A 23929-nucleotide genomic window follows, 5' to 3' on the forward strand; every position below is an offset into this window, starting at 1 on the left:
GGCGGGCACGGGCTGGTGGTCGGCCTCGGGCTCCCAGGGGACGCGGGGGTCGGCGTCGATGAGGGCGGAGGTGTTGTACAGGGCGGCGATCTGGGCCAGCAGGGCCTCCTGGCGGCTCGCGTCCACGGCCAGCCCGGTGTGCTCGACGGCCTGGTCCATGGCCTTGTCGAGCTTGCTCAGCGCGGCGCGGACCTTCCTCTCCGACGCGCCTCCCTCGCGCAGCGCCTTGGCCCGCTTGGCGGCCAGCGCGACGCGGGTCAGCCTGCGGTGGGCGTCGACCTCGCTGGCCGTACGGTCGCTGACCTCGGCCAGGCCCATCCTGACCAGCAGCCGCTCGGGCGTCAGCCGCCAGTTGATGCGGCCGGTGCCGCGGATGCGGTGGCGCTCGATGGCCATGCCGCGCTCCCACAGCCAGGCGGCCACCAGCGGGGCGGCCAGCCGGAACAGCGCCTCGGGCACGCTGCGCGCGTCCATGCTGGACAGGACGGCGGTCAGGCAGGTCAGCGCCCACACGGCGATGCCGTCGATCCCGGCGCTGAAGTTCTCGCGCATGTTGCGGCGGGCGCGTACGGCCGAGGTGATGATCGCGACCTCGATGAACGCGAACAGCAGCAGCCGCAGCGGCCCGTCGAGCCCCAGCACGTCGCCGGAGAAGCGCCACATGCCCTGCGCCGACACGCCGGTGGCGATGGACGCGGCCACGATGGTCAGCACGTCCTCGACGGGACGTGGGGCCACGTATCGGGTGAACAACCAGGCGACCGCGCGCCAGACGACCCTGATGACCAGGAACGCCAGCGCGAGCCCGGCCAGGCTGAGCAGCGCGATGACAGCGGCGGCAAGCGGCTTCTCTGTGACGAAGGCTGTTATTTCCTCGAATGTCGGCATCAGTCACTATCCGTGGGGGCTCTAACTCCGGCTCTACGCGACGAGATCATCGCAGAATGTCGCCATCTTGTACGCCAAACGGCATCTGCCGCCCCATTTTGCCCAGCTTTCACCCCAGTTCCGGGGCTTGATCGGCTCCGGAATCCGCAGCAACGCGGCCGGCGACGCCCCGGCGGCCCTCCCCCACCGCCGTACGGACGATCCGTCCAGCCCAGAATCGGGTGACCGCGCGGTCACATAAGGTGCACGCCCGAGGCGGCGGGCCCGTGCGCGACCTGACCGTAGGGTGGGGGCGCACCCGGCCGGTCGAGAGATAAATTCCTCCTTTCGGAGGGCAACAGCCGCCTTTCCGGATGGGACCATCTATGGAGGGGTTTATCCCGACATGGTGTGATGTATCCCAGCAGGACGGATATCGATGGCAGACAACGAGTTCCCTCTCGTCCAGTTCATGCGTGACGGGTTCGATCCCGTGGGCGAGCTCGGCCGCATCCGCGCCGAGCACCCCGTCTTCCCGATGGAGATCCCCGGCGGCCAGACCGTCTACCTGGTCACCCGCTGGGAGGACGTGCGCGGTGTCCTCGGCGACCACGAACGTTTCAGCAACGACTTCGCCGGCGTGATCGGGCTCGGCTCCAACCAGGAGGACCCGGGCGGCCTCGGCTTCCGCGACCCGCCCGAGCACACCCGGCTGCGCAAGTTCCTGACGCCCGAGTTCACGGTGCGGCGGCTGCGCAGGCTGGAGCCGCGGATCGCGGCCATGGTCGAGGAGGCCCTCGACCGCATCGAGGCCAAGGGCGCCGAGAGCATGCCGGTCGACCTCGTCGAGGAGTTCGCGCTGCCGATCCCGTCCCTCGTCGTGTGCGAGCTGCTCGGCGTCCCGTACGACGAGCGCGCCGACTTCGTCAAGCTCAGCAAGGACCGCTTCGACTTCACGGCCGGCCCCGAGGCGTCCCTGCAGGCGATCAACGACGCGATGACGTACCTCACGGACCTCGTGGCCAGGGAGCGCCAGGAGCCGGGCGAGGGGCTGCTCGGGCAGCTGCTGCGCGACCACGGCGACGAGCTCGACGACCGCACGCTCGCCAGCATGGCCGACGGCCTGCTGACCGGCGGCCACGACACCAGCACGAGCATGCTCGCGCTCGGCACGCTCTGGCTGCTGCGCAACCCCGAGCAGGCCGCCAAGGTGCGCGAGGTCGACGGCTACATCAACGAGGTCGTCGAGGAACTGCTGCGCTACATGACGGTCGTGCAGGTCGCCTTCCCGCGCTTCGCCCGCGACGACATGGAGCTGCACGGCGTGCCCATCAAGAAGGGCGAGATGGTCCTCTGCTCGCTCACCGGCGCCAACCGCGACCCCGGCCTGGGCGACGACATGGACGTCGTCCGCCCCGGCCGCGACATCGCGGGCTCGCACATGGCCTTCGGCCACGGCATCCACCGCTGCATCGGCGCGCCGCTGGCCCAGATGGAGATGCGCATCGCCTTCCCCGCGCTGCTGCGCCGCTTCCCCGGCCTCCGGGTGGCGGGCGAAGTGCCGTTCAGGGAACTCGCCATCGTCTACGGCGTCAAAGAGCTACCCGTCGCCTGGTAGAGCGGTTACGTTCGCACTGTGAACGAGCGCAGCGCGTACGAGCCCGTCATCGACCTGGCGGTGATCAGCGCCGTCGTGTTCGACACCGACGGCGTGGTGACCGACACCGCCAGGGGGCACGCGGCCGCCTGGAAGCACGTCTTCGACGCCTTCCTGCGCGGCCGCTCCGCGCCGTTCGACATCCGCGCCGACTACCTCCGCCACGTCGACGGGCGGCCGCGGCTCGACGGCATCCGCACCTTCCTGGCCGCGCGCGGCATCACGGTGCCCGAGGGCGCGCCCGACGACGAGCCCGGCGCCCCGACCGTGCACGGGCTCGGCCTGGCCAAGGACCGGGTCTTCCTGGCCCAGGTGGACAAGTACGGCGTGGCCGCCTTCCCCTCCACGGTCGCGCTGCTGCACGAGCTGCGGCGGCGGGGAGCGCGTACGGCGGCCGTGTCGGCCAGCCTGCACGGCCGCAGGCTGGTGAGCGCGGCGGGCGTCACGCACCTGTTCGACCTGCTGGTGGACGGCAACGACGCGGCCCTGATGAACCTGCCGGGCAAGCCCGATCCCGCCCTGTTCCTGGAGGCCGTGCGCCGCCTCGACCTGCCCGCCGCCAAGGCCGCGGTGGTCGAGTCCGCGCTGCCCGGCATCGAGGCGGGCAGGAAGGGCGGGTTCGGGCTGGTGATCGCGGTCGCCGGCGACGGCGGGGCCGAGCTGCACGCGCACGGCGCCGAGTTCGTGCTGGCCGACCTGGGCGAGCTGGCCGTGCGGGGCCGGGTGCCGCCCGTCCGGAGCTGACTTCCCGTACTTCGCGGTGGCGGGGCCTGCTGGCGGCCCGGCCGGGTCGCGCTCCTATCCTTGAGGCTCGTGACCGTCCTCATCGACCCGCCCAACTGGCCGGGGCCGCGCGGCCTCATGTGGTCGCACCTGGTCAGCGACAGCTCCCTGAGCGAGCTGCACGACTTCGCGCTGCGGCTCGGGGTGCCGGAGCGGGCGTTCGACCGTGATCACTACGACGTGCCGGAGACCGTGCACGCCCGCGCGGTGTCGCTGGGCGCGCAGGCGGTCAGCTCACGCGAGCTGCTCCAGCGGCTCGTCGCCGCGGGACTGCGCCGCCGCAAGCGCCGATAGCTCGGCGGCCAGGTTGGCGCGGGCCGCCTCCTCCCACCATGCGCGCGCCCTCGCCGTCCGGTAGAGGGACGGCCCCGCCAGCAGCCGGCGCAGCACCTCCGAGCGCCCTCTGGCGAACAGGTCGCCCGGCACGTGGGCGTACTCCTCGCGCACGGCCGCGGCGTAGCCGGCGTAGTCCGGGCCGCCGAGCACGGCGAGGTCGGCGTCGCACAGGACGGCCCCGTTGCGGTCGCCGGCGGCGAGCGTGTCGTGGGCGGCCGTCAGGCGCACCAGCCTGGCCACCTCGGCGACCCGGGCGGCGGGCACGCCGCACCTGGGCAGCCTCGACTGCGCGAGCCAGGCGCTGCGCTCCTCGTCCCAGCCCGGTCTGCCGTCATAGACGGCGTCGTGGAACCAGGCGGCCAGCAGCACCGCCTCGGGGTCGTCCGCCTCATCGGCCAGCCGGCCGGCGGCGGCCAGCACGGCGGCCAGGTGGCCGAGGGTGTGGTAGCGGCGGTGCGGCTCCGACCAGCGGGCGACCAGTTCCGCCCCGGTGGCGAGGCTCGCGGCCGAGCGGCCCGCGAGCGCTGTCCAGTCGTCGATCACCATCCCACCGTACGCGGATCGTCCCTGTTCGTTTGGTAACGTCCTGCTCATCGAGAGCACGCCGAAGCAGCCTCGGCGCCTGCCCCGCTGGCGGGAGCTGCGCGCCGTCATGCCCGGACGGCCCCGCTGGTCCCCGTCCCAGCGCGTCGCGGGTGCCGCGGACGTCGCCGACCTGCGGCTGCTGGCCAGGCGGCGGGCCCCGCGGATGGTGTTCGACTACGTCGACGGCGCGGCCGAGGGCGAGCGGTCGATGGCGCGGGCCGTGAAGGCGTTCGAGCGGGTGGAGTTCAGTCCCCGCGTGCTGCGCGACGTCGCCGAGGCTCCGACCGCGGTCGAGATCCTGGGGCGGCGGATCGCGATGCCGGTCGTGCTCGGCCCCACCGGCTTCACGCGCATGATGCACCGCGAGGGTGAGCCGGCGGTGGCGCGGGCCGCCGAACGCGCGGGCGTCCCCTACACCCTGTCCACCATGGGCACCACCAGCGCCGGCGACGTGGCCGCCGCCGCCCCCGGCGGGTGGAACTGGTTCCAGCTGTACGTCGTCCGCGACCGCGCCCGCAACCTGGACGTCCTGTCCATGGCGCGGGAAGCCGGCATGGACGTGCTCGTGGTCACCGTGGACGTGCCCGTGGCGGGGGCGCGGCTGCGCGACGTGCGCCACGGCCTGACCGTCCCGCCGTCCCTGCGCTGGCGCAGCGTGCTGCAGGCGGTACGCCACCCGGCGTGGTGGTTCGACTTCCTCACCAGCGAGCCGCTCAGGTTCGCCACCGTGGACGGCGCTCCCGACGACCTGGCCGGCATCACGAACCTGATGTTCGACCCTTCGGTGACGGTCGGCGACCTCGGCTGGATCCGGTCGGCGTGGCAGGGCAAGCTGCTGGTCAAGGGCGTGCAGCGGGTCGACGACGCCAAGGAGCTGGCCGCGGTGGGGGTGGACGGGCTCGTCGTGTCCAACCACGGCGGGCGCCAGCTCGACCGCGCCCCCACGCCGCTGGAGCTGCTGCCCGAGGTGGTGGCCGCCGTCGGCGACCGCACCGAGGTCTTCCTCGACGGAGGCGTGCGCACGGGCGCGGACGTGGCCGCCGCGGTGGGGCTGGGCGCGAGGGCATGCTTCATCGGCCGCGCCTACCTCTACGGGCTGATGGCGGGCGGCGAACCGGGCGTGCGCAGGGTGCTCGACCTGCTGCGCGCCGAGCTCGTACGCACTCTGCAGCTGCTGGGCGTCGGCGACGTCGCCGAGCTGGGCCCCGACGCGGTCCGCCTGCGCTGAGCGGGCGGACGAAAGTCCGTCATTCATCACCAGAAGGGTGCGTATTTCCCCAGCACTGCCATCACTCTGCACCTTCGCACGGGGCGCCGCCCCGAGAAGAGGAGAGCGACATGGCGACCGGGGAGTTCCACGTGATGAAAGTGCCGGCCGAGCAGCTGACCGGCGCTCTGCACGGTCAGGTTGTCGATCCGGGTGCGCAACCGACGAAGGTCGTGGGGCGCAGCGAGGGCTGGACCGTGGACGTGAGCTGGGAGGTCACCGGTGAGCTGGTCGACTGGCTGGCGGGACGCTGGAAGCTGGAGATCATCGCCGACGGGCCGGGGGACGGCGGGTCACGGCATCCGTCCCCTCCCATGGAGTTGACCTTCACCCCCGGGTCGGGCCGGTACACCGCTTCCGTCCCGATGCGCGGCCGGCTCGGCCCCGGCACCTATGACCTCGTGGTCAACCTCACCACGGCGACCGCCGCCGGCACCGCGGGGGCGCTCGGCGGATTCGTCGTCCTCAGCAAGATCGTGGTGCTGGACTAGAGCACGCCCGCCCGGGCGGTGGACCGACGATTCGTCTGCAAGCCCGTCGCAAGTGGCGGCTTCTACGCTCCTGGCTGGCGGCCACGGGGCAGAGCCGGCCGCCGACCTTATCCGACGCCGCCGGAGCACGCTCCTCGCGGCGAGGGGACCAGCAACACGGGAGACCCCATGTCCGACACTCCGATGACCGCGGACGACGTGCTGCGCATCGCGGCCTACAAGGACCGGAGCCCGGCGCTCGAAGCGATGGTCATCGCCTACAGCTACCACCGGGTCGCCGGCGACCTGGCCGCGCACCTCGGCAAGGACGCCACCAACTGGTACTGCTACGCCACCTGGACGTCCAAGGCGGTCGGGGAGAGCCTCGATCTCGGCCCCGGCTCCCCCTTCATCGAGGACGTCGGCCGCAAGCTGGGTGTGCCGCAGCGGTTCAAGCGGCTGTTCAGGGCCGCGCTGCTCACCCTGCTCGGCCCCAGCTACCAGCTCGGGCTGGCGCTGGCCAACCGGGCCATCTTCCTGGAGACGGCCAGCCTCGCGGTCAACCTGTGGAACGACACCCCCGACCGCTATCTCAGGGTGAGCCCCGGGTCCGGCCTGACGCCGACGCCACCACGGTTCCTGACCGATCTGCTCGCCGAGGCCGACGAACGCTACCTGAGGGACGCCGCGCAGCTGCTCGTCGAGGCCCGCCACGAGGACGACCCGGCGGCCAGGGCCGAGCTGATGCTGGGCGCCAACATCGCGCTGTCCGCCTACGAGCAGGCCCGCGCGCAGAAGGCCCTGGAGCTGGTGCTCTACCGGCCGGTCAGGTGGCTGACGCGGGTGTCGTGGCGCTCGCTGCGCTCGCTGGTGACCCGGCGGCCCTTCCCCAGGTTCCGGCTCTACAGCGCGCGGCACGAGGACCAGCCGTGGCTGACGCGCCTGCTGGAGTCGGCATGGTCGTCCCTCTACACCCGCCACATGTTCGCGGTGCGCACGCCGCTCAGCGACGTCAGGGTCGGCCGGCCGCTCACCGCGCCCGCCGGCGTCGACCTGGCCGAGGTGTGGGCGCCGATCCGGAACGAGAAGGTACGCAAGCTGGCCGAGGAGTTCATCACCGAGGACCAGGAGGCGTCCATGGCGGGCGTCACCGACTGGGTGTCCTACCGCGACCGCATGCGCTTCATCGTCAGCTATTTCCGCGTCTACCAGACCGTCCCGGCGCTCTACGACGCCCCGTTCGCCAAGGAGATCGCCGAGGGGCTGGCGGAGGAGATGAAGCGCGGGCTGGTCCCCCAGGCGATCAGCGGCATGTTCGCCGGCAATCCCGGGCTCGGCCGGCCGCGCAGGGTCTACCGCTACCCGTCGGAGAGCGATCCCGACGCGTACGAGATGCAGCACTTCGACTTCGAGCCGTTCCTGGAGGCGATCCCGCTCGGCCCGGACGCGAAGTGAGTCAGTCAAGGAAGTCGCGGGTGATCTCCCTGGCCTGGAGCAGCCCGCGCAACTTCGCGAAACAGCGGGCTCGGGTGGGCCCGATGCTCCCGACCGGCCTGCCCAGCCTGCGTGCCACGTCCACGTAGTGCGGCTCGGAGGTTTCCGTGAGCGCTCTGAACAGGACCCGCTGCGCGGCGGGCAGCTCCTCGACCAGCTCTTCCAGCGTGCCCGCCAGCCAGATCCTGGCCAGTTCCCTGTCGACGTCGTCCGTGCTGCCCAGCGAGTCGAGGTCGGGCGTGCAGATCTCCTTGGTCCGCCTGGTGAGCTTGAGACACTCGCGGAAGGCGATGGTCGCCAGCCAGCCGGCCATCCGCTGGCCGTCGGTCACGCTCTTCAGGTTCTGCCAGGCCAGCAGCCAGGTGGTCTGGAGCACGTCCTGGGCGTCCTCGTGGCTCAGCCTGAACCTGCGGATGCGGGCCTTCAGCATGGGGCTGAACTCCTCCATCAGCCGTTCCCACGCCGCCGCGTCGCCGTCCTGCGCGGCCGACACCAGCGACGCCGTGCAGGGACGCTCGATGGTCTCCACGTGCATGTTCGTCTACTCCCTGCCGGCCCGGGTACTCGGGGGGCCACTCCCGTCCGGCAGGTCCACCGTGCGCCGAGCGATCTGTCCGGTCTGTTCCGGACGGCACAGTACGGCTGTGTTCCTCGTCACATTCCTGGGAACGGCGGCGGCTCCCTGTCCAAGCGCCGAATGCGGCCTAAAGTTCTTGCATGAAAGGGCAGCTCCCTCACGACGTCGAGGCGATCGCCGCCGTGCTGGCGGAGATCCCCTTGTTCCGCGTGCTCGGGGAGAGCGGCATCCGGAGCACGGCGCGGGCCGGGCCGGCGCGGAGATACCGCTCGGGGCAGATCATCTTCCACCAGGGAGACCCGGGAGAGTCCCTGTACGTCCTGCTGGACGGCCTGGTGAAGGTGGTGTTCACGACCGAGCACGGCGACGAGATCGTGCTCAACATGCTGGGCAGGGGCGACACCTTCGGCGAGATGGCCCTGCTGGACGGCTCGCCGCGCTCGGCGTCGATCGTGACCGCGCGGCCGGCGTGGGTGTTCGCGCTGCCCAGGGCGCGGCTGCTGGAGCTGATGCGGGAACATCCGGGGCTGGCCGACGAGTTCCTGCGCATGCTCGGCCACATGGTGCGCAGGCTCACCGACCAGGCGGCCGACCTGGCCTTCCTCGATCTCGGCGGGCGGCTGGCGAAGCTGCTGCTGCAACTGGCCGACAAACACGGACAGGCCGACGGCGTGGTGGAGATGCCCGGCCTGACCCAGTCCGACCTGGCCGCGCTGATCGGCGCGTCGCGACCGGCGGTCAACCGGGCGCTGCAGTCGCTCGTGTCGCGCAACCTCATCGCCGTCCAAGGCCGGACCATCACGCTGCTGGATGTCGCCGCTCTACGCAAACGGGGCGGCCTCTGACCGAATCTGGAGTACGCGGCACATGACCGAACAGGACGAGCGCTGGCCGGAGGAACGGTTCCGGCAGCTGAGGCAGCAGGCGGACCCCGACATCGACAAGGTCGTCGCCGACTATCTCGCGGCCCGGCCGGAAGGGGGCGGCCCGCTGGAACTGCTCAAGGCCGTGGTCGCCGAGCTGGGGGAGGCCAAGCGCGCGGCGAGGGCCACCTCGGGCGAGCCGCCCGCCTCCGAGATCTTCGACGCCATCGACTTCGCCATGGAGCCGCCCGACTGGGGTGACGACGCCGCACAGCTGGCCAAGGGGCAGGCCGTGTTCGCCGACTACGGGCTCTACCAGTCGGCCGCGCTGTTCTGCAAGTGCCTGCCGATGGCGTACGTCGAGGTGTCCAGCGCCAAGGTGCTGGCCGGCGTCTCCAGGCTCGCCACGCACGGCCTGACCCGGCGGGTGGCGGAGACCGGGCAGATGCTGATCGACGTGATGGGCCTCCGGGCCACCGCCGGCCTGCGGCCTGGCGGCCCCGGGCACACCACGGCGATCGGGCTGCGCATCCTGCACTCGTTCGTGCGGGCGGTGGTCAACGAGCGCTACGCCGATCGCTGGGACACCGCGCGCTACGGGCCCCCGGTCAACCAGGAGCTGCTGCTGGCCACCATCTTCGACTTCTCCGTGGTCACGTGGGAGGCGCTGGAGCGCATGGGCGTCGTGCTGACCGAGGACGAACGCGCCGCCCACCTGTACACGTGGAGCGTCGTCGGCCACCTCATGGGCGTCGAGGCCTGCCGTGACGCGCCGCTCACGCTGGCCGACGTCGAGCCGGTCAGCGAGCGGCTCGGCCGCCTCTACGAGTCCAGCGACGAGGGCCGCAGGCTGATGGCCACGCTGCTGGCGGAGATGGAGGAGTTCATGCCCCTGGGCTGGCGCAAGCTGCCGCGCAGCCTGGTGCACTGGGTCTTCCGCGACGCCGCCCACCGCGCCGACCAGGTGCCCGAGCTGCTGCAGGTGCCCAAGCCCGCATGGTGGTTCGCCGCCCTGTTCGCGGCGGCGCGTTCGGCGCACCGGCACTCCTGGCTGGCCGGGCCGGTCGACGGCGTGGCCCGGTGGCTGACGCGCAAGGCGGGACGGCACATCGTCATCGCCCTGATCGACCGCCACTCCGACGGGCCCGCGGCGTTCCAGATCCCCGGGGAGCTGGCCCGCGCCTGGCGGATCAGGCAGTCACGCCCCGCGGTGGCCACCCGCGCGCTCCGCCGTGACGTGCGCGGCAGGCTGCGCGCGCCCGCGCGGGCCCTCAGGAAGCGCACGCCGGCAGGGCCGCGCGCGTGACTCCCCCGCACGCGCCCGGCGCGCTCACCACCGCGACCATCCTGTTCACCGACGTGGTGAGCTCCACCGCCCTGCGCGTCAGGCTGGGCGAGGAGCGGGCCAACGTCGTCTTCCGCCGGCTCTACCAGCTGCTGCAGTCCGTCGTGACCGCGGGCGGCGCGACGTTCACCAAGAGCCTGGGCGACGGGCTGATGGCGGTGTTCGACTCGGCCACGGCCGGGCTCGACGCGATCATCGCGGTGGAGCAGGCCGTCGCCGACGAGAACGAGCGCGCCCCCGACAAGATCTCCATCCGGGCCGCGCTCGCCGCCGGCGACGTGTGCTGGGGACGCGACGACGTCAGCGGGCTGCCCACGGTGGAGGCGGCCCGCCTGGTCGCGGTGGCCGAGGGCGGTCAGGTGCTCTGCACCGACCTGGTGCGCCGGCTGGCGCAGGGGCGGGGCCGGCACGAGTTCAAGGACCTCGGCCGGCTGCCCGGCAAGGGGCTGCGCGAGCCGCTGCACACGTACGAGCTGCACTGGCAGAGCGCCGAGCTCCACCAGGGCGGCGGGCTGGCGCCGTGGCTGGACGAGGGCCACGTGCTGCCGTTCGTCGGCAGGGACGAGGAGCTGCGGGCGCTGGAGAGCGAGCTGGCGGCGGCGGAGTTCGGCAGCTCGCTGGTGATATTGCAGGGCGAGCCGGGGGTCGGCAAGACGCGGCTGGCCTCCGAGGTCGCCAGGCGGGCGCTCAAACGGCAGTTCACCGTGCTGGCGGGGCGGTGCACGGATCCGGCGCGGCAGGCGTACGAACCGATCGCCGGCGCGGTCGAACGGCTGGCCCGCACCTCACCCGCGCTGCTGCTGCGGGCCGGGGTCGACCAGCAGTGCGGCCAGCTCGTCCGGCTCGCGCCGTCGCTGGCCGCGCCGCCGCTGTCGCTGGAGGTGCCGCCCGCCACCGAGCCCGTCTCGGAGCGCTATCACCTGATGGCCGCGGCCCGTACGCTGATCGAGCGCCTGGCCGCCGTGCGGCCGGTGCTGCTGGTGATCGACGACCTGCAGTGGGCGACGCTGGAGTCGCTGCAGATGCTCAACGCCCTCATGTGGGACGCCGACTCCCTGCCCCTGCTCGTGCTGGCCATGTCGCGGCCACTGCCGGTCGAGTCGGCCATGCCGGAGCTGCACAGGGTGACGGCGGAGAGCCAGGTCATCCCGGTTCCGGCCTTCGGCCTCGACGAGGTCGGCCACGCGCTGGCGCAGCTGCGCACGCGCGGCGACGCCGAGCAGCTGCACCGCATCACGGGCGGCAACGCGTTCCTGGTCAGCGAGGTGGTGAGGGAGCTGGCCGCGGGCAAGGACCTCGACGCCCTGGCCGTGCCCGACTCGGTCTCCAGAATGGTGGTGGCGCGCCTGGCGCAGCTCCCTCCCGACGCGCGTGACCTGGTCAACCTGCTGGCCGTCGGCGAACGCATGGAGCCGGCCGAGCTGCGGGCCGGGCTCGGCATCGACGAGGCGCGGTTCGTGGCCGCCGTCGAGGAGGCGATGGGCGCGGGCCTGGTCAGCGTGTCCGACGACGGCTCCTGCCACTTCTCGCACGAGCTGACGAGGAACGCCCTCTACGGCAACCTGTCGGCGCCGCGCGCCGGGTTGCTGCACGGCCGGGTGGCCGACGCGCTGTCACGTACGGACCCGGACGCCATGGAGTCCCGGCCGTACGTCGTGGCCGCCCACCTGCTGGCCGCCGCCGCGCACGGCCGCGACCCCGCCCGGGTGAGCGCGGCGGCCGAGGCCGCGGTGCGCGCGGCGCAGCACGCGCTGACCGGGCTGGCCCACCGCGAGGCCGTCACCTGGTACCAGCGGGCGCTCGACCTGCTCGGCGACTTCCCCGGCGCCACGCGGGAGCGGCGCGCGGAGCTGCTCATGGAGTGCGGCAGGGCGATGTGGCTGGCGGGCGACCCGGAGGCCAGGCAGACCCTCGTACGCGCGGCCGACCTGGCCAGGGAGTGCGGCCGCGACGACCTGATCGTCATGGCGGCGCTCGGCGGCGACCGCGGCTTCTCCACCATCTCGGCGGCGCCCGACACCCAGCGCATCGCCCTGCTGACCGAGGCACGCCGGCTGGTCGACTCCACCGACATCAGCACCAGGGCGCTGCTGGCCGCCCAGCTCGCCTCGGAGCTTATCTGGGCGCCCGACGGCGAGCGGCGCTTCGCGCTGAGCGACGAGGCGGTGGCGCTGGCCCGCAAGTCCGGCGACCCGCGTACGCTCGCCGGCGTGCTGGGGTTGCGCAGCCTGACCATCATCCCCGCCGACCCGCTGCACCAGCGCCACCGCGACGGCGACGAGATGCTGGAGGCGGCGCGCAGGACGGGCGACGACCTCGCGCTGTTCCACGCGTACGTACAGCGCACGCCCCCCGTGCTCGACAGCGGCGACGCGGCCAGGGCGGCGAACCTGCTCGACCAGGCCGACGTGCTGGCCCGGCGGCTGGCGCAACCGCAGCTCAACTGGGTCATCGGCTACTCCAGAGCCGGGCTGACCCTCATGCAGGGCGACCTGGCGCAGGCCGAGGCCGAGGCGGAGTCCGCCATGCGGCTCGGCTCGGAGATCGGCCGCCGCCTGGAGGCCGTGGCCATCTACGCCGAGCAGATCGGCGAGATCCGGCGGCTGCAGGGGCGGCTGTGGGAGCTGGGCGAGCGGCTGCGGCGGGCCGCGCAGGCGCCGCGCGTCGACCCGGTGCACGCGGTGCTGCGGTTCCTGTGCGAGCTGGGCGACGAGCAGGCCGCCGCGCTGCTCGACCGCATCCTCGCCGACCAGGGCGCCGAGCCGCCGCGCACCATGGCCTACCGGCCCGCGCTCGACAACCTGGCCGTGGCCGCGTGCCGGCTGGGGCGGGCCGAGCTGGCCGGGCAGCTGTACGACGCGCTGGCCGCCGACGGGGAGACGTTCGGGCACGGCACGGTGGCGCACCACTGCGGCCACCACTACCTGGCGCACCTGCGCGTCGCCATGGGCGATCCGCGGCGGGCCGCCGAGCATTTCGAGGCGGCGGCCGAGGTGCACGAGCGGTGCGGGGTGCCGCTCATGCTCGCCGAATCCCTGCTCGACTGGGCCGACCTGCTGGGCGGGAGCGAAGGCGAGGTACGCGGGCCGAAGCCGGCGGACCTGCGCGAATGGTGCGGCTCGCTGCTGGCGGGGCGCGGAGCGCTCCTGCTGGAACGCCGGCTCGCCTGACCGCACACAGGCGGCGTCAGGCGGGCGGGCCCGGCTGGAGGGTGTGGCCCGCCTCGATGGCGTCGCGGACGCTCCTCGCCAGGGTCTCCTGCAGCGTGTCGCCCTGGATTTCCAGCTCGCGCAGCCCTTCGGCGTCGTCGGTGTGGGCCAGCAGCGCCTGGTACTTGTGGTTGTTGCCCAGCGCGTCCATGGCCCGCAGGGCGGCGTCGGCCTCCTGGACACGCTCGGCGTAGCGCTCCAGCGACTCCACCCTGGCCGTCACCGACGCGACGGAGCGGCGCAGGGCCTCCTGCTGGGGTTCGAGCACGGTCAGCAGCTCGGGGGTGAGGCGTCCCTCGCGGGCCTTGTCCTGCTCCTCCTGCAGGTGGGTCTGCACCCGCAGGAGCATGGCGATCTCCCAGAGCTGCCGCGGCAGCAGGGTCCCGTTGGCCAGGTCGTCCAGCAGCCGCCGCCGCATGACCTGGGAGGTGTAGACGGCCATGACAGCCGTTCTGGCCCGTTCGAGGAGGGCGCGTGACGACGGGGACAGCTCGTCCACCACCACGAACCGGTCACGGTACGGCGAGCGCGCCGGGCCGCGTCCCAGCCCGGGGATGAAGCAGTCGATCACCGCCAGGCGCTCGACGTCGGTGAGCGCGGGGTCGGTGACGAGGTCGACGGTACGCCGGACGCGGTCACGCTCACGGGCCAGCCGCAGCCGCTCTTTGGCGCCGACGGCCCGGTGGGTCAGCACGTCGTGCGCGACGACCAGCCCGCACAGGACGATGGGGGCCAGCAGCAGGGCATGGAACAGGAGACCTGGTCCGAAAGTGACGTAGAGAACGAAGCCGACCACTACGAGCGTCGCGCACCCGGCGGATGCCAGCGCGTACAGGAACCCCTTGGCCACACCGTCTCCCTGGAAGTGAGTTCCGAAGTGTCCTGAGAAACTCACAATAACCGCCCGATCGGCGGAGATCATGGGGATTGGGGTGGCTTGTCAGCGGAGATATGAGGCGCCGTTCAGGTCGAGCACCGCACCGCTGGCCCACTCGGCGGACGGCGAGGCGAGGTACACCACGGCCGCCGCGATCTCCTCCGTCCGCGCCACCCGCCCGAACGGGCTCTGCGACCTGATCGCGTCGCCGCGCGGCGCCTTGAGGTGCTCGTTCGTCATGTCGGTCTCCACGAACCCGGGCGCCACCGTGGCCACCGCGATGCCGCGCGGGGCGAGCGCGACGGCCAGGGACTGGCCGAGGGCGTTCAGCCCCGCCTTGCTCGCGCCGTAGGCGGGGCTGTCGGGCTCGCCGCGGAAGGCGCCGCGCGAGGAGACGTTGACGATCCTGCCGCCCGCGGGCATGTGCCGGACCGCGCACCAGGTGAGGTTGGCCGCGCCCGTCAGGTTGACGTCGAGCGTGCGCCGCCAGGCCTCCTGCCACTGCTCGTAGGTCATCTCGGTGATGGGGTGGTGGAGGAAGAGCCCCGCGTTGTTGACCAGGACGTCGATGCCGCCGAGCGCCCGCGCCGCCTCGTCGGCCATGCGCCGCACGCCGCCGGGGTCGGCCAGGTCGGCCTGGACGATCGTGTGCCCCTCGCCCGGCAGCCCGCCGAGCAGGCTCTCGGCCTGCTTCGCGGAGTCGCGGTGGTGGATCGCGACCCGATCTCCCTGGGCGGCGAAGGCCGCCGCGATCGCGCGTCCGATGCCTCGCGACGCGCCGGTGACAAGAACTCCACGTCCGCTCATCCGCCGCACCCTAGCAGCACGCCGCCAGGGCGCCCCGGGCCGGTTCCCCTCCCGGGCCGGGGCCTCTCTGAGCTTTCTCTGAGAATCACCCGCCCACACTGTCCTCTCAACCACTTCGTCGTGACGGAGGCGTCAGTGCCGGACAACACCCTGGACTACCTGGTGATCGGCGCGGGGCCGGCGGGCCTGCAACTGGGGCACTTCCTGCACCGGGCCGGGCGGAGCTACCTGATCCTGGAGGCGGGACCGGCGGCCGGCCACTTCTTCCGCACCTTCCCGCGTCATCGCACGCTCATCTCGATCAACAAGAAGCACACAGGAACGGACGACCCGGAGCTCAACCTGCGGCAGGACTGGAACTCGCTGCTGTCGGACGACCCCGATCTGCTGTTCACCCGCTACAGCGACCGCTATTTCCCGCACGCCGACGACCTGGTCCGCTATCTCGAGGACTACGCACGGGCGTTCGAGCTGCGGATCTCCTACGACTCCCGGGTGGTCGGCGTCACCCGCGAGGCAGGCCGCTTCCAGGTGAGCGACGCGTCGGGCCGCACGTACGAGGCCAGGCGGGTGATCGTCGCGACCGGCGTGTCCCTCCCCAACGTCCCGCCCATCCCGGGCATCGAGACGGCCGAGACGTACGGCACGGCGCCCACCGACCCGTCCGGCTACCTGAACCAGCGCGTGCTCATCATCGGCAAGGGCAACTCGGCGTTCGAGACGGCCGACAACCTGATGGAGACGGCCGCGGTGATCCATGTCTCCGGGCCGCGCTCCGTACGGATGGCCTGGCGCACCCACTTCGTCGGCCACCTGCGCGCGGTCAACAACAACTTCCTCGACTCCTACCAGCTCAAATCGCAGAACGCCCTGCTCGACGGCGACGTGAAGCGGATCGAGCGGCAGCCCGACGGCACCTACCTGGTGACCGTGTCGTTCGCCCGGGTCAACGAGGTGACCAAGGACATCCCGTACGACCGGGTGATCGTCTGCACCGGGTTCCGCTTCGACGCCTCCATCTTCGACGCCGAGTGCCGCCCCGAGCTGACGGTCGGCGGCAGGTTCCCGGCGCTGACGCCCGCGTACGAGGCGGTCAACGTGCCGGGCCTCTACGTGGCGGGCACGCTGACCCAGTCGCGCGACTTCAAGCGGGGCACCAGCGGCTTCATCCACGGCTTCCGGTACGGCGTGCGCGCGCTGCACCGCATCCTGGAGTCGCGTCACCACGCCGTGCCGTGGCCCGCCAGGAAGCTGCCCGCCACCCCCGCGGCGCTGGCGGCGGCGGTGATCGAGCGCGTCAACCGCACGTCGGCGTTGTGGCAGCAGTTCGCGACGCTGGCCGACGTCATCGTGGTGGACGGCGACGGGGCCTCCTACATGGAGGAGGTGCCGTACGACCTGCAGGAACCACCGATCGGCGACCGCGGCCACTTCACGGTCACCCTGGAGTACGGCCCCGGCCATGACCGTGTCGACCCCTTCGACATCGAGGTGGGCCGCATCGCCCAGAGCGACGCGGCCCGCGCCCACGAGGGCCACTACCTGCATCCCGTCGTACGGCACCACGTTCCGGGCGAACCGCCCGTCGCCCACCACATCACGGAGAACCTGGAGAACGAGTGGGACTCGCCGGAGGTCCACGTCGAGCCGCTGCGGGCCTTCTTCGACCGCCGGACCGCCTCCTCCGTCGCCGTCTGATGGAGCGCTGGTCCCTGCGCGAGGTCGAGGCCGTGGCCCGTGAACGCCTCGACCCCGCCCACTACGACTATTTCGCCGGCGGCGCGGGTGACGAGGTGACCGTGCGGGCCAACGAGGCGGCGTTCGGGCGGCTGGCCCTGCTGCCCCGGGTGCTGCGCGGCGCGGGCAAGCTGGAGACGGGCGTGAGGCTGCTGGACAGCCGGGCGGCCGTGCCGGTGCTGGTGGCGCCGACCGCCTTCCACCTGCTCGCCGACCCCGAGGGCGAACGGGCGACCGCGCGGGCGGCGGCCGCCGCCGAGACCATCATGATCGTCAGCATGGCGTCCACCGTCGCCGTCGAGGACGTCGCGGCGGCGGCGCCAGGGGCGGAGCTCTGGTTCCAGCTCTACGTCCAGCCGGACCTGGCCTTCACCGAGACGCTGGTGCGCCGCGCGGAGGCGGCCGGGTGCAAGGCGCTGGTCGTCACCGTGGACTCGCCCGCGCTCGGGTTGCGCGATCGGGAGCTGCGTCACGGCTTCCACGACCTGCCCGGGGGGCTGCGCTGCGAGAACCTGCGCGACGGCGACCGGGTGCGGCCGATCGTCATGTGGCCGGAGTTGTCGTGGGAGCACCTCGGCACGCTCAGGGAGATGACCTCGCTGCCGATCGTGCTGAAGGGCGTCACGCATCCCGCCGACGCCCGGCTCGCCGCCGGACACGGCGCCGCGGCGATCATGGTGTCGAACCACGGGGGACGGCAGCTCGACACCGTGCCCGCCACGATCGACCTGCTGCCGGACATCGTGGCCGAGGTCGGCGACGCGCTGCCCGTGCTGCTGGACGGCGGTGTCAGGCGCGGCACGGACGTGCTGAAGGCGCTCGCGCTCGGCGCCGCCGCCGTCGCGGTGGGCCGCCCGGTGCTCTGGGGCCTGGCCGCCGGGGGCGAGCGCGGCGTGGCCCGCGTGCTCGCCCTGCTGCGCGCCGAGGTCGAGAACGCGCTCGCGCTGTGCGGCTGCGCCTCCGTCGACGAGCTCGGCCCGGCCCTGGTGCGCCGGCCATGCTGATCACCGTCGTGCTGGCGATCGTGTTCGTGCTCAGCCTGCCCTGGTGGCTGCCCGCGAAGGTCGTGGCGCTGCGCGTACGGCTCTTCGCCCGCATCAACGGCGACGAGGGCATCCAGATCCCCGGCGACCTGGTCGGCGTCGACCGGTTCAAGGAGGTCTACGCGCATCCCGCCGCCTCCGGGCGCAGCGAAGGCGCGGCGCTGTCGGACCTGTTCTGGTACTGGTTGTCGCCCGGCCCCGAGATGCACCAGGAACATCTGGAGGCGGGCGAACGCTACGACACCGTCGCGCGGACCACCCGCGGCCTGCTCGCCCTGCCGCGCGCCGAGGCCGAGGAGCTGACCCGCCGCTGCGTGGCCCGCACGCTCGGCGACGTGCGGGGGCTGGTACGCCTGCGCGACCTGATGATGCCGTTGTGGGCGGAGTTCTCGTACGAGCTCGTCTTCGCCGAGCCGTGCCCGCGGCAGGCCCGCGACCTCATCGTCGGCAACGCCGACGACGTCGTCACCGCGCTGAAGTGCACGGGCCTGCGGCACATGGAGCGGCGCCACCGCCTGACCCGCTATCTGCTCGGCCGGCTGAACCGGGTGCGCGTCCCGCTGCCGTCCGGCCTGTCACCCGAGGAGCAGGCGTACTACCTGCAGGGCGCCTTCTTCAACACCGCCGTCGTCCAGCTGTCGGAGGCCATGGCGCACGTGCTGATGGTGCTCGCCCGGCATCCGGACGAGCAGCGGCGGGCGCGCGAGGGCGACGACCGCCACCTCGACCGCGTCATCGACGAGACGTTCCGGCTCTATCCGCTGTTCGGCATCGCCCACCGCGTCACCACCGGCGACATCGCCCTGGACGGGGACACCACGATCCCGGCCGGATCCGTGCTCTGCTTCAACTACCCCGACTTCCACCGCGCCGGCTTCACCGACCCGGACCGTTTCGACCCGGACCGCTTCACCCGGCCGGCCAGAGAGCTGAACCACATCCCGTTCGGCATCGCCGCCAACCGCCCCTGCCCCGCCTGGCGGCTGGCGCCGATCGCCATGCGGGTGGCGGTCAGGGAGATCCTGCACAGGTACACCCTGGACTCCACCGCCGCCCACACCCGTTCCATGCCCAACAGGGGGCCGTGCCTGGTCACCCCGCTGCGCTCCTCCCGCCGCCCGCGCGCCGCGCTCGCCTACATGCGCGTCCGCGACCGCTGGGAGGACGTCTGGCGCAGCCTCGTGCAGCTCGTCCTCGGCACCTACATGGTGTGGGACGCACGCAGGCAGCGCCTGTGCGAGCGCCACTTCGACCACTGAGCGGAGAGCCGACATGCCGTTGCTCGTCCACATCACTGCTCCAGATCCGAACCTCGCACTCGTCCTGAAGGTCCTGCCCGCCCTGGTCGTCATCCTGATCGCGGCGGCCGTCTGCGGCCGGCTCGCCCAGATGGTGATGCAGCCGCGTGTGCTCGGCGAGATGGTCGCCGGCGTGCTGCTCGGGCCGACACTGTTCGGCTGGTTGTTCCCCGAGGCGCAGGCGGCCCTCTTCCCGCCCGAGGTCGTGCCGGTCCTGTACGTGCTGAGCACCATCGGGCTGACCCTCTACATGTTCCTGGTCGGCGCCGGCCTCGACCACAGCGCGCAGACTCCGGGCGAGATCCGTAAGGCGTCCGTGCTGGCCGCCTCGGGGGTCGTCCCTTCCCTGCTGCTCGGCGCCGCCGCCGGTCTCCTGCTGTACGACCTGCTCTCACGCCCCGACGTCAGCCCGCTGCAGTTCGCCCTGTTCCTGGGCGGCGCGCTGTCGCTGACCGCGTTCCCCATGCTGGCCAGGATCCTGTACGAGCGAGGCCTGGAGAACTCCCCGCTCGGCCGGCTCTCCCTGCTCGGCGCGTCCATCGACGACGCGCTGGCGTGGTGCCTGCTCGCCGTCCTGTCGGCCATGCATCTGGGCGCGGGCCCGGGCGGTGCGCTGCCCACCATCGGCCTGACCCTCGCGTTCGGCGTCGTGATGCTCAAGGTGGTGGCCCCCATGCTGCGCCCGATGGGCAGGACCGTCGCGCGCACCGGCCAGCTGGGTGCCACCGGCATGTACGTCGTCATCCTGGTGCCGCTCGCGGCCGGCTGGATGACGGACTGGATCGGCGTCTACTCGGTCTTCGGCGGCTTCTTCGCCGGCCTCGCCATGCCCCGTGACGCCAAGTTCCGCGAGGTGCTGCACGGCCGCATGATGGAGGTCGTCTCGACGCTGCTGCTCCCGGTGTTCTTCACCTTCTCCGGGCTGAACACCCACCTCGGCGGCATCACCGGCGTCGCGATGCTGCTGGCGTTCGGGCTGATCCTCCTCGCCGGGTTCTGCGGCAAGTACTTCGGGTGCGCGCTGGCGATGCGCGGCCTGGGGTTCGGCTGGCGGGAGTCGTACGCGGTGGGCGCGCTGATGAACGCCCGCGGCCTGATGATCCTCATCTTCATCAACATCGGGCTGGCGCAGGGCATGATCACGCAGGAGCTGTTCGCCATGCTCGTCCTCGTCGCCGTGATCACCACGGCGGGGGCGCTGCCGCTCTACAAACTCGCCCTGCCCGACCGTCTCGAACAGCGGAACAAGGCTGAACGTTTCGAGCGGGAACCGGTGGACGCGGGATCCAGTTCGTCATGATCGCGCAGGTAGGCGTGGTGCGGCGTTCTCCTGGCGCCGCCAATGATCCGATTCGTCTGGAAATTCCCGGAAGGTGATGTAACGGTTGGCTCGTGGTTGGGACATCGGGTAAGGCCGACCTATCCTCACGTCGGCTGCTGCTGGTCGAGGACGACCGCGAGCTGGGGCGCATGCTGGTCGACCTGTTCTCCGACGAGGGGTACACGGTCGACCTGGCCCACGAAGGGCAGCGCGGGCTGCACCTGGGGCTGAGCCGCACGTACGACGTGCTCATCGTCGACCGCGGCCTGCCCTCCCTCGACGGGATCGACCTGGTACGCCGGCTGCGCCGGCAGGCGGTCACCGCCCCGGTGCTCGTGCTGACCGCCTTCGGCTCGGTCTCCGACCGGGTCGACGGGCTCGACGCGGGCGCCGAGGACTACCTGGTCAAACCGTTCGACGTGGACGAGCTGCTGGCCCGGGTGCGCGCCCTGCACCGCAGGCACCTCGACCAGGCCAGGCTGCTGCCGCTCGGCGAGGGCTGGCTGGACGCGGAATCCCAGCTCGTCCGGCTGCCGACGGGTGAGCTGGTGACGCTGTCCGGCCAGGAGTGCCGGCTGCTCAGCGCACTGGCCACCCGCCCCCGGCAGGTGCACACCCGCACGTCACTCCGGCAGCGGGTCTTCGACGGCGCGAAGAAGGAATCGATCGTGGACACGTACGTCTATTACCTGCGCAGCAAGCTGGGGCCCGACGTGGTGTGCACCGTGCGGGGTGTGGGCTACCGCCTGGGCACGTTGTGAACCCCGACCGGCGGCTGCTGGTCCGGGCCCGGCGCAGGCTCACCGTGCAGGTGGCCGGCGCGATCTCCGCGCTGCTCGCCCTCGTCGGCGCCCTGGTCTACTGCTTCATGCTGCACGCCCAGAGCACCGCGGCCGAGCGCGACCTGGCCGCCGCCGCCACGAGCGCCAACATCGCCTACCCGCCGCCCTGCGTGTGGCTGTACGAGCTGCTGCCCGGCGGCGCCGTACGCGGCTCCCCCGGCGCGCCCGCCTCCCTTCCGGTGCGTACGGCCCTCGACAGGGTCGCCGCGGGCGGCAGGCCGTCGGTCGCGCAGGTCGACGTGGCCGGCCGCGCCTACCTCATCCGCACCCAGCGGCGCGGCGACGCCGTCGTGCAGGCGGTGATGGACCTGCGCTACCACGCCGCCGAACGCGCCCGCCTGCTGCGCACGCTCGGCGGCGCCGAGGTCGCGGGTCTGCTGGCCGCGGTGCTGGTCGGGCAGGTCGTCTCCCGCCGCGCGATCGCGCCGCTGGGCGAGGCGCTGTCGCGCCAGCGCCGCTTCGCGGCCGACGTCAGCCACGAGCTGCGCACCCCGCTGACCCGCCTGCACACCCGGGCCCAGCTCGTGTCCCGCAGGCTGCGCGGCGGTACCGACCCGATCCTGCTCATCGGCGAGGTGGACCAGCTCGTCGCCGGCTCCCGGCAGCTGGGCGAGGTGGTCGAGGATCTTCTGCACTCCGCGCAGTTCCAGCGCACGCGCCGCCCGTTCGGCCCGGTGGACCTGGCCGCGCTGGCCGCGGACCTGGCGGCGGCCGAGCATGCCAGGGCAGAGGTCCAGGGGGTGAGCATCGAGGTGCGCCTCGAAGGGCCCGGCGGTCACGTCGTACGCGGGGTGGAGTCCGCGCTGCGCCGGGTGATCTCGGCCCTGCTGGACAACGCGCTCGGTCACACGAGCATGGGCGGCCACATCTGGGTGACGCTCCGCCGTGATCAGTCCATGGTGCAGCTCACGGTCAGGGACGACGGCGTGGGCCTGGACCCCGGCGACGCCGAGCGGCTCTTCAAGCGGTTCGTGGGGACGGGGTTCGGGCTGGGCCTGGCGCTCGTACGGGAGGTGGTGGACGACCACCACGGCACGATCACGGCGGACGGCGTCCCCGGCGACGGCGCGGCCTTCACCGTCCGCCTTCCCGCCGACCGCACCAGGACCCGCATTCGCCGGCCGCCGGCCCGCGAGCCCGCCTGAGGGGGGTCCACGGCCGGCGCCCGCGCGATCGCGACGCGCTGTTTCATGCCCCTCCGCCACCGCGGGCACGCGGCGGCAGGTGCGCGTCCACCCCCAGGACCGGCGCGTCCACGGGGACGGTGCCCGGATATTTCAGGCCGGCGCCGGTGTTCAGCACCACGGCCTGCTCGTCCGGGCCGATCCACCCGGACGCGCGCAGCTTGCGGGCCGCGGCGAAGGCCGCCGCGCCCTCAGGGCAGACGAACGCCCCCTCCAGAGCCGCGACCTCCCGCAGCTCCGCCAGCAACTCGGCGTCGGTGACCGTGACCGCGGTGCCCGAGGTCTCCGCCAGCGCCTCCAGGATGAGGAAGTCTCCGAGCGGCTTGGGCACGTTGATGCCGAACGCCACCGTACGCGCGCCGTCCCAGTGCCGGCTCTCCCGCTCACCCGCCTCGAACGCCCGCACGATCGGCGCGCATCCCTCGGCCTGCACGGCGACCAGGCGAGGCGGTGAGCCTCCGATCCAGCCCAGTTCGCGCAGCTCGTTCAGCGCCTTGTGGATGCCGATCAGGCCCACCCCGCCGCCGGTCGGATAGAGGATCACGTCGGGCTGGCGCCAGCCGAGCTGCTCGGCGATCTCGATGCCCATCGTCTTCTTGCCCTCGATGCGGTACGGCTCCTTGAGGGTCGAGGTGTCGAAGACCCGGCCGCCCGAGGCCGCGACCAGTTCGCCGACCATCCGCCCGGCGTCGCTGATCAGGCCGTCCACCAGGTGCAGGTCGGTGCCCGACGCCACGCATTCGCGCCGGGTGATCTCGGGGGCGTCCACCGGCATGACGACCGTGGCGGCCAGGCCGGCGCGGGCGCCGTACAGGGCCCAGGCGGCGCCGGCGTTGCCGTTGGTCGGCATCGCCAGGCGCTCGACGCCGAGCTCCGCCGCCCGCGAGACGCCGACCGCGGCGCCCCGGGCCTTGAACGAACCGGTGGGGATCAGCCCCTCGTCCTTCATCAGCAGCCGCGGCAGGCCGATGCGCTCGCCGTAGCGGGCCATCGGCAGCAGCGGCGTCATCCCCTCGCCCAGCGTGGTGACGTGCGCGGGGTCCCTGACCGGCAGCAGCTCGTGGTAGCGCCACAGGTCTGGTCCGCGCCGCGCCAGGTCGGCAGGGCTCAGCGAGGCGCGGACCGCCGCCAGGTCGTACCGGGCGAGCAGCGGCGACCCGCAGGTCAGGCAGAGGTTCTGCGGTTGTTCGCTGTCGTGTACCGCTCCGCACCTGCCGCATTCGAGGTGGGTCAGCCGGCTGAAACTCACACGTGCTCCTTCGCTTTCGGCTCGTTCGCAACCATGTCTCCGGTCGCACCATAAAGGGCACGTGCGGCGGCGTCACGGCGGGCTCCTCCCGCACGCGGCGGGGCCAGGGTGCGGTGTC

21 protein-coding genes are annotated in these 23929 nt (G+C 72.5%); 15 read left to right on the forward strand and 6 right to left on the reverse strand.

What is annotated here, in order from left to right:
* Positions 1–888, reverse strand: an 888-nt coding sequence (locus E1295_RS29920; protein WP_132635092.1) for a hypothetical protein, incomplete at its 3' end; no start/stop codon positions are given.
* A gap of 418 nt (positions 889–1306) precedes the next feature.
* On the opposite strand from E1295_RS29920, the gene E1295_RS29925 reads away from it, so the two are divergent.
* The 3 genes from E1295_RS29925 (at position 1307) to E1295_RS29935 (ending at position 3601) form a co-directional block, all read left to right on the forward strand.
* Positions 1307–2485, forward strand: a complete 1179-nt coding sequence (locus E1295_RS29925) for a cytochrome P450 (RefSeq protein ID WP_181958063.1) — start codon at positions 1307–1309, stop codon at positions 2483–2485.
* 18 nt (positions 2486–2503) lie between these two features.
* The gene (locus E1295_RS29930) at positions 2504–3268 is read left to right on the forward strand and encodes an HAD family hydrolase (RefSeq protein ID WP_132635097.1); all 765 of its coding nucleotides are present in this window, start codon (positions 2504–2506) and stop codon (positions 3266–3268) included.
* A 69-nt stretch (positions 3269–3337) separates the two neighbouring features.
* Positions 3338–3601 (forward strand): DUF4031 domain-containing protein, encoded by a 264-nt coding sequence (locus E1295_RS29935; protein ID WP_132635100.1) that lies wholly within the window; start codon positions 3338–3340, stop codon positions 3599–3601.
* Here E1295_RS29935 and E1295_RS29940 read toward each other — a convergent pair.
* Entirely contained in the window at positions 3542–4189 is a 648-nt protein-coding gene (locus tag E1295_RS29940; protein ID WP_132635103.1) for an HD domain-containing protein, read from the reverse strand. The genes E1295_RS29935 and E1295_RS29940 overlap by 60 nt on opposite strands.
* A 106-nt stretch (positions 4190–4295) precedes the next feature.
* Here E1295_RS29940 and E1295_RS29945 point away from each other — a divergent pair, with 106 nt between their 5' ends.
* The 3 genes from E1295_RS29945 to E1295_RS29955 all read left to right on the forward strand — a co-directional run bounded on the left by E1295_RS29945 (position 4296) and on the right by E1295_RS29955 (position 7420).
* Complete coding sequence (locus E1295_RS29945; protein WP_132635106.1) at positions 4296–5456, forward strand: alpha-hydroxy acid oxidase; 1161 nt, start codon at positions 4296–4298, stop codon at positions 5454–5456.
* A 110-nt stretch (positions 5457–5566) separates the two neighbouring features.
* Entirely contained in the window at positions 5567–5986 is a 420-nt protein-coding gene (locus E1295_RS29950; RefSeq protein WP_132635109.1) for a hypothetical protein, read from the forward strand.
* A 168-nt stretch (positions 5987–6154) separates the two neighbouring features.
* Positions 6155–7420 carry a hypothetical protein gene (locus E1295_RS29955; protein WP_132635112.1) on the forward strand — a complete coding sequence of 422 codons (1266 nt, stop codon included), beginning with the start codon at positions 6155–6157 and terminating at the stop codon, positions 7418–7420.
* 1 nt (position 7421) lies between these two features.
* On the opposite strand, the gene E1295_RS29960 is transcribed toward E1295_RS29955, so the two are convergent.
* Positions 7422–7994, reverse strand: a complete 573-nt coding sequence (locus E1295_RS29960) for an RNA polymerase sigma factor (RefSeq protein WP_132635115.1) — start codon at positions 7992–7994, stop codon at positions 7422–7424.
* Between the two features lie 182 nt (positions 7995–8176).
* Between E1295_RS29960 and E1295_RS29965 the strand changes: the two genes are divergently transcribed.
* The 3 genes from E1295_RS29965 to E1295_RS29975 are packed head-to-tail and all read left to right on the forward strand — an operon-like array spanning position 8177 to position 13414.
* Positions 8177–8881 carry a Crp/Fnr family transcriptional regulator gene (locus E1295_RS29965; RefSeq protein ID WP_132635118.1) on the forward strand — a complete coding sequence of 235 codons (705 nt, stop codon included), beginning with the start codon at positions 8177–8179 and terminating at the stop codon, positions 8879–8881.
* A 22-nt stretch (positions 8882–8903) separates the two neighbouring features.
* Positions 8904–10205, forward strand: a complete 1302-nt coding sequence (locus tag E1295_RS29970) for an oxygenase MpaB family protein (protein WP_166427469.1) — start codon at positions 8904–8906, stop codon at positions 10203–10205.
* A complete protein-coding gene (locus E1295_RS29975; RefSeq protein WP_132635124.1) occupies positions 10202–13414 on the forward strand; it encodes an ATP-binding protein in 3213 nt (1070 codons plus the stop codon). The genes E1295_RS29970 and E1295_RS29975 overlap by 4 nt, the downstream gene beginning before the upstream one ends.
* A 16-nt stretch (positions 13415–13430) precedes the next feature.
* On the opposite strand, the gene E1295_RS29980 is transcribed toward E1295_RS29975, so the two are convergent.
* Together E1295_RS29980 and E1295_RS29985 are read right to left on the reverse strand one after the other, a co-directional pair.
* A complete protein-coding gene (locus E1295_RS29980) occupies positions 13431–14303 on the reverse strand; it encodes a hypothetical protein (RefSeq protein WP_132635127.1) in 873 nt (290 codons plus the stop codon).
* A gap of 90 nt (positions 14304–14393) precedes the next feature.
* The gene (locus tag E1295_RS29985) at positions 14394–15137 is read right to left on the reverse strand and encodes an SDR family NAD(P)-dependent oxidoreductase (protein WP_132635130.1); all 744 of its coding nucleotides are present in this window, start codon (positions 15135–15137) and stop codon (positions 14394–14396) included.
* 135 nt (positions 15138–15272) lie between these two features.
* Here E1295_RS29985 and E1295_RS29990 point away from each other — a divergent pair, with 135 nt between their 5' ends.
* The 6 genes from E1295_RS29990 (at position 15273) to E1295_RS30015 (ending at position 22523) form a co-directional block, all read left to right on the forward strand.
* Positions 15273–16835 carry an NAD(P)-binding domain-containing protein gene (locus E1295_RS29990; RefSeq protein ID WP_220448963.1) on the forward strand — a complete coding sequence of 521 codons (1563 nt, stop codon included), beginning with the start codon at positions 15273–15275 and terminating at the stop codon, positions 16833–16835.
* Positions 16835–17878 carry an alpha-hydroxy acid oxidase gene (locus tag E1295_RS29995; RefSeq protein WP_132635133.1) on the forward strand — a complete coding sequence of 348 codons (1044 nt, stop codon included), beginning with the start codon at positions 16835–16837 and terminating at the stop codon, positions 17876–17878. Before E1295_RS29990 ends, E1295_RS29995 begins: the two co-directional genes overlap by 1 nt.
* Positions 17872–19176 (forward strand): cytochrome P450, encoded by a 1305-nt coding sequence (locus E1295_RS30000; protein ID WP_132635136.1) that lies wholly within the window; start codon positions 17872–17874, stop codon positions 19174–19176. The genes E1295_RS29995 and E1295_RS30000 overlap by 7 nt, the downstream gene beginning before the upstream one ends.
* A gap of 13 nt (positions 19177–19189) precedes the next feature.
* Positions 19190–20515, forward strand: coding sequence for a cation:proton antiporter (locus E1295_RS30005; protein ID WP_132635139.1), 1326 nt, complete (start codon positions 19190–19192; stop codon positions 20513–20515).
* A 92-nt stretch (positions 20516–20607) separates the two neighbouring features.
* A complete protein-coding gene (locus tag E1295_RS30010; RefSeq protein WP_220448964.1) occupies positions 20608–21297 on the forward strand; it encodes a response regulator transcription factor in 690 nt (229 codons plus the stop codon).
* Positions 21294–22523, forward strand: a complete 1230-nt coding sequence (locus tag E1295_RS30015) for a sensor histidine kinase (protein ID WP_132635141.1) — start codon at positions 21294–21296, stop codon at positions 22521–22523. The genes E1295_RS30010 and E1295_RS30015 overlap by 4 nt, the downstream gene beginning before the upstream one ends.
* Positions 22524–22566: 43 nt before the next feature.
* Here the strand turns inward: E1295_RS30015 and E1295_RS30020 are convergent, their stop codons facing one another.
* Positions 22567–23811 carry a threonine synthase gene (locus E1295_RS30020; protein WP_132635144.1) on the reverse strand — a complete coding sequence of 415 codons (1245 nt, stop codon included), beginning with the start codon at positions 23809–23811 and terminating at the stop codon, positions 22567–22569.
* Positions 23812–23929 lie beyond the last annotated feature (118 nt).

The sequence above is a fragment of the Nonomuraea mesophila genome (genome assembly GCF_004352805.1).
GTDB classification, from domain to species: Bacteria; Actinomycetota; Actinomycetes; order Streptosporangiales; family Streptosporangiaceae; genus Nonomuraea; species Nonomuraea longispora.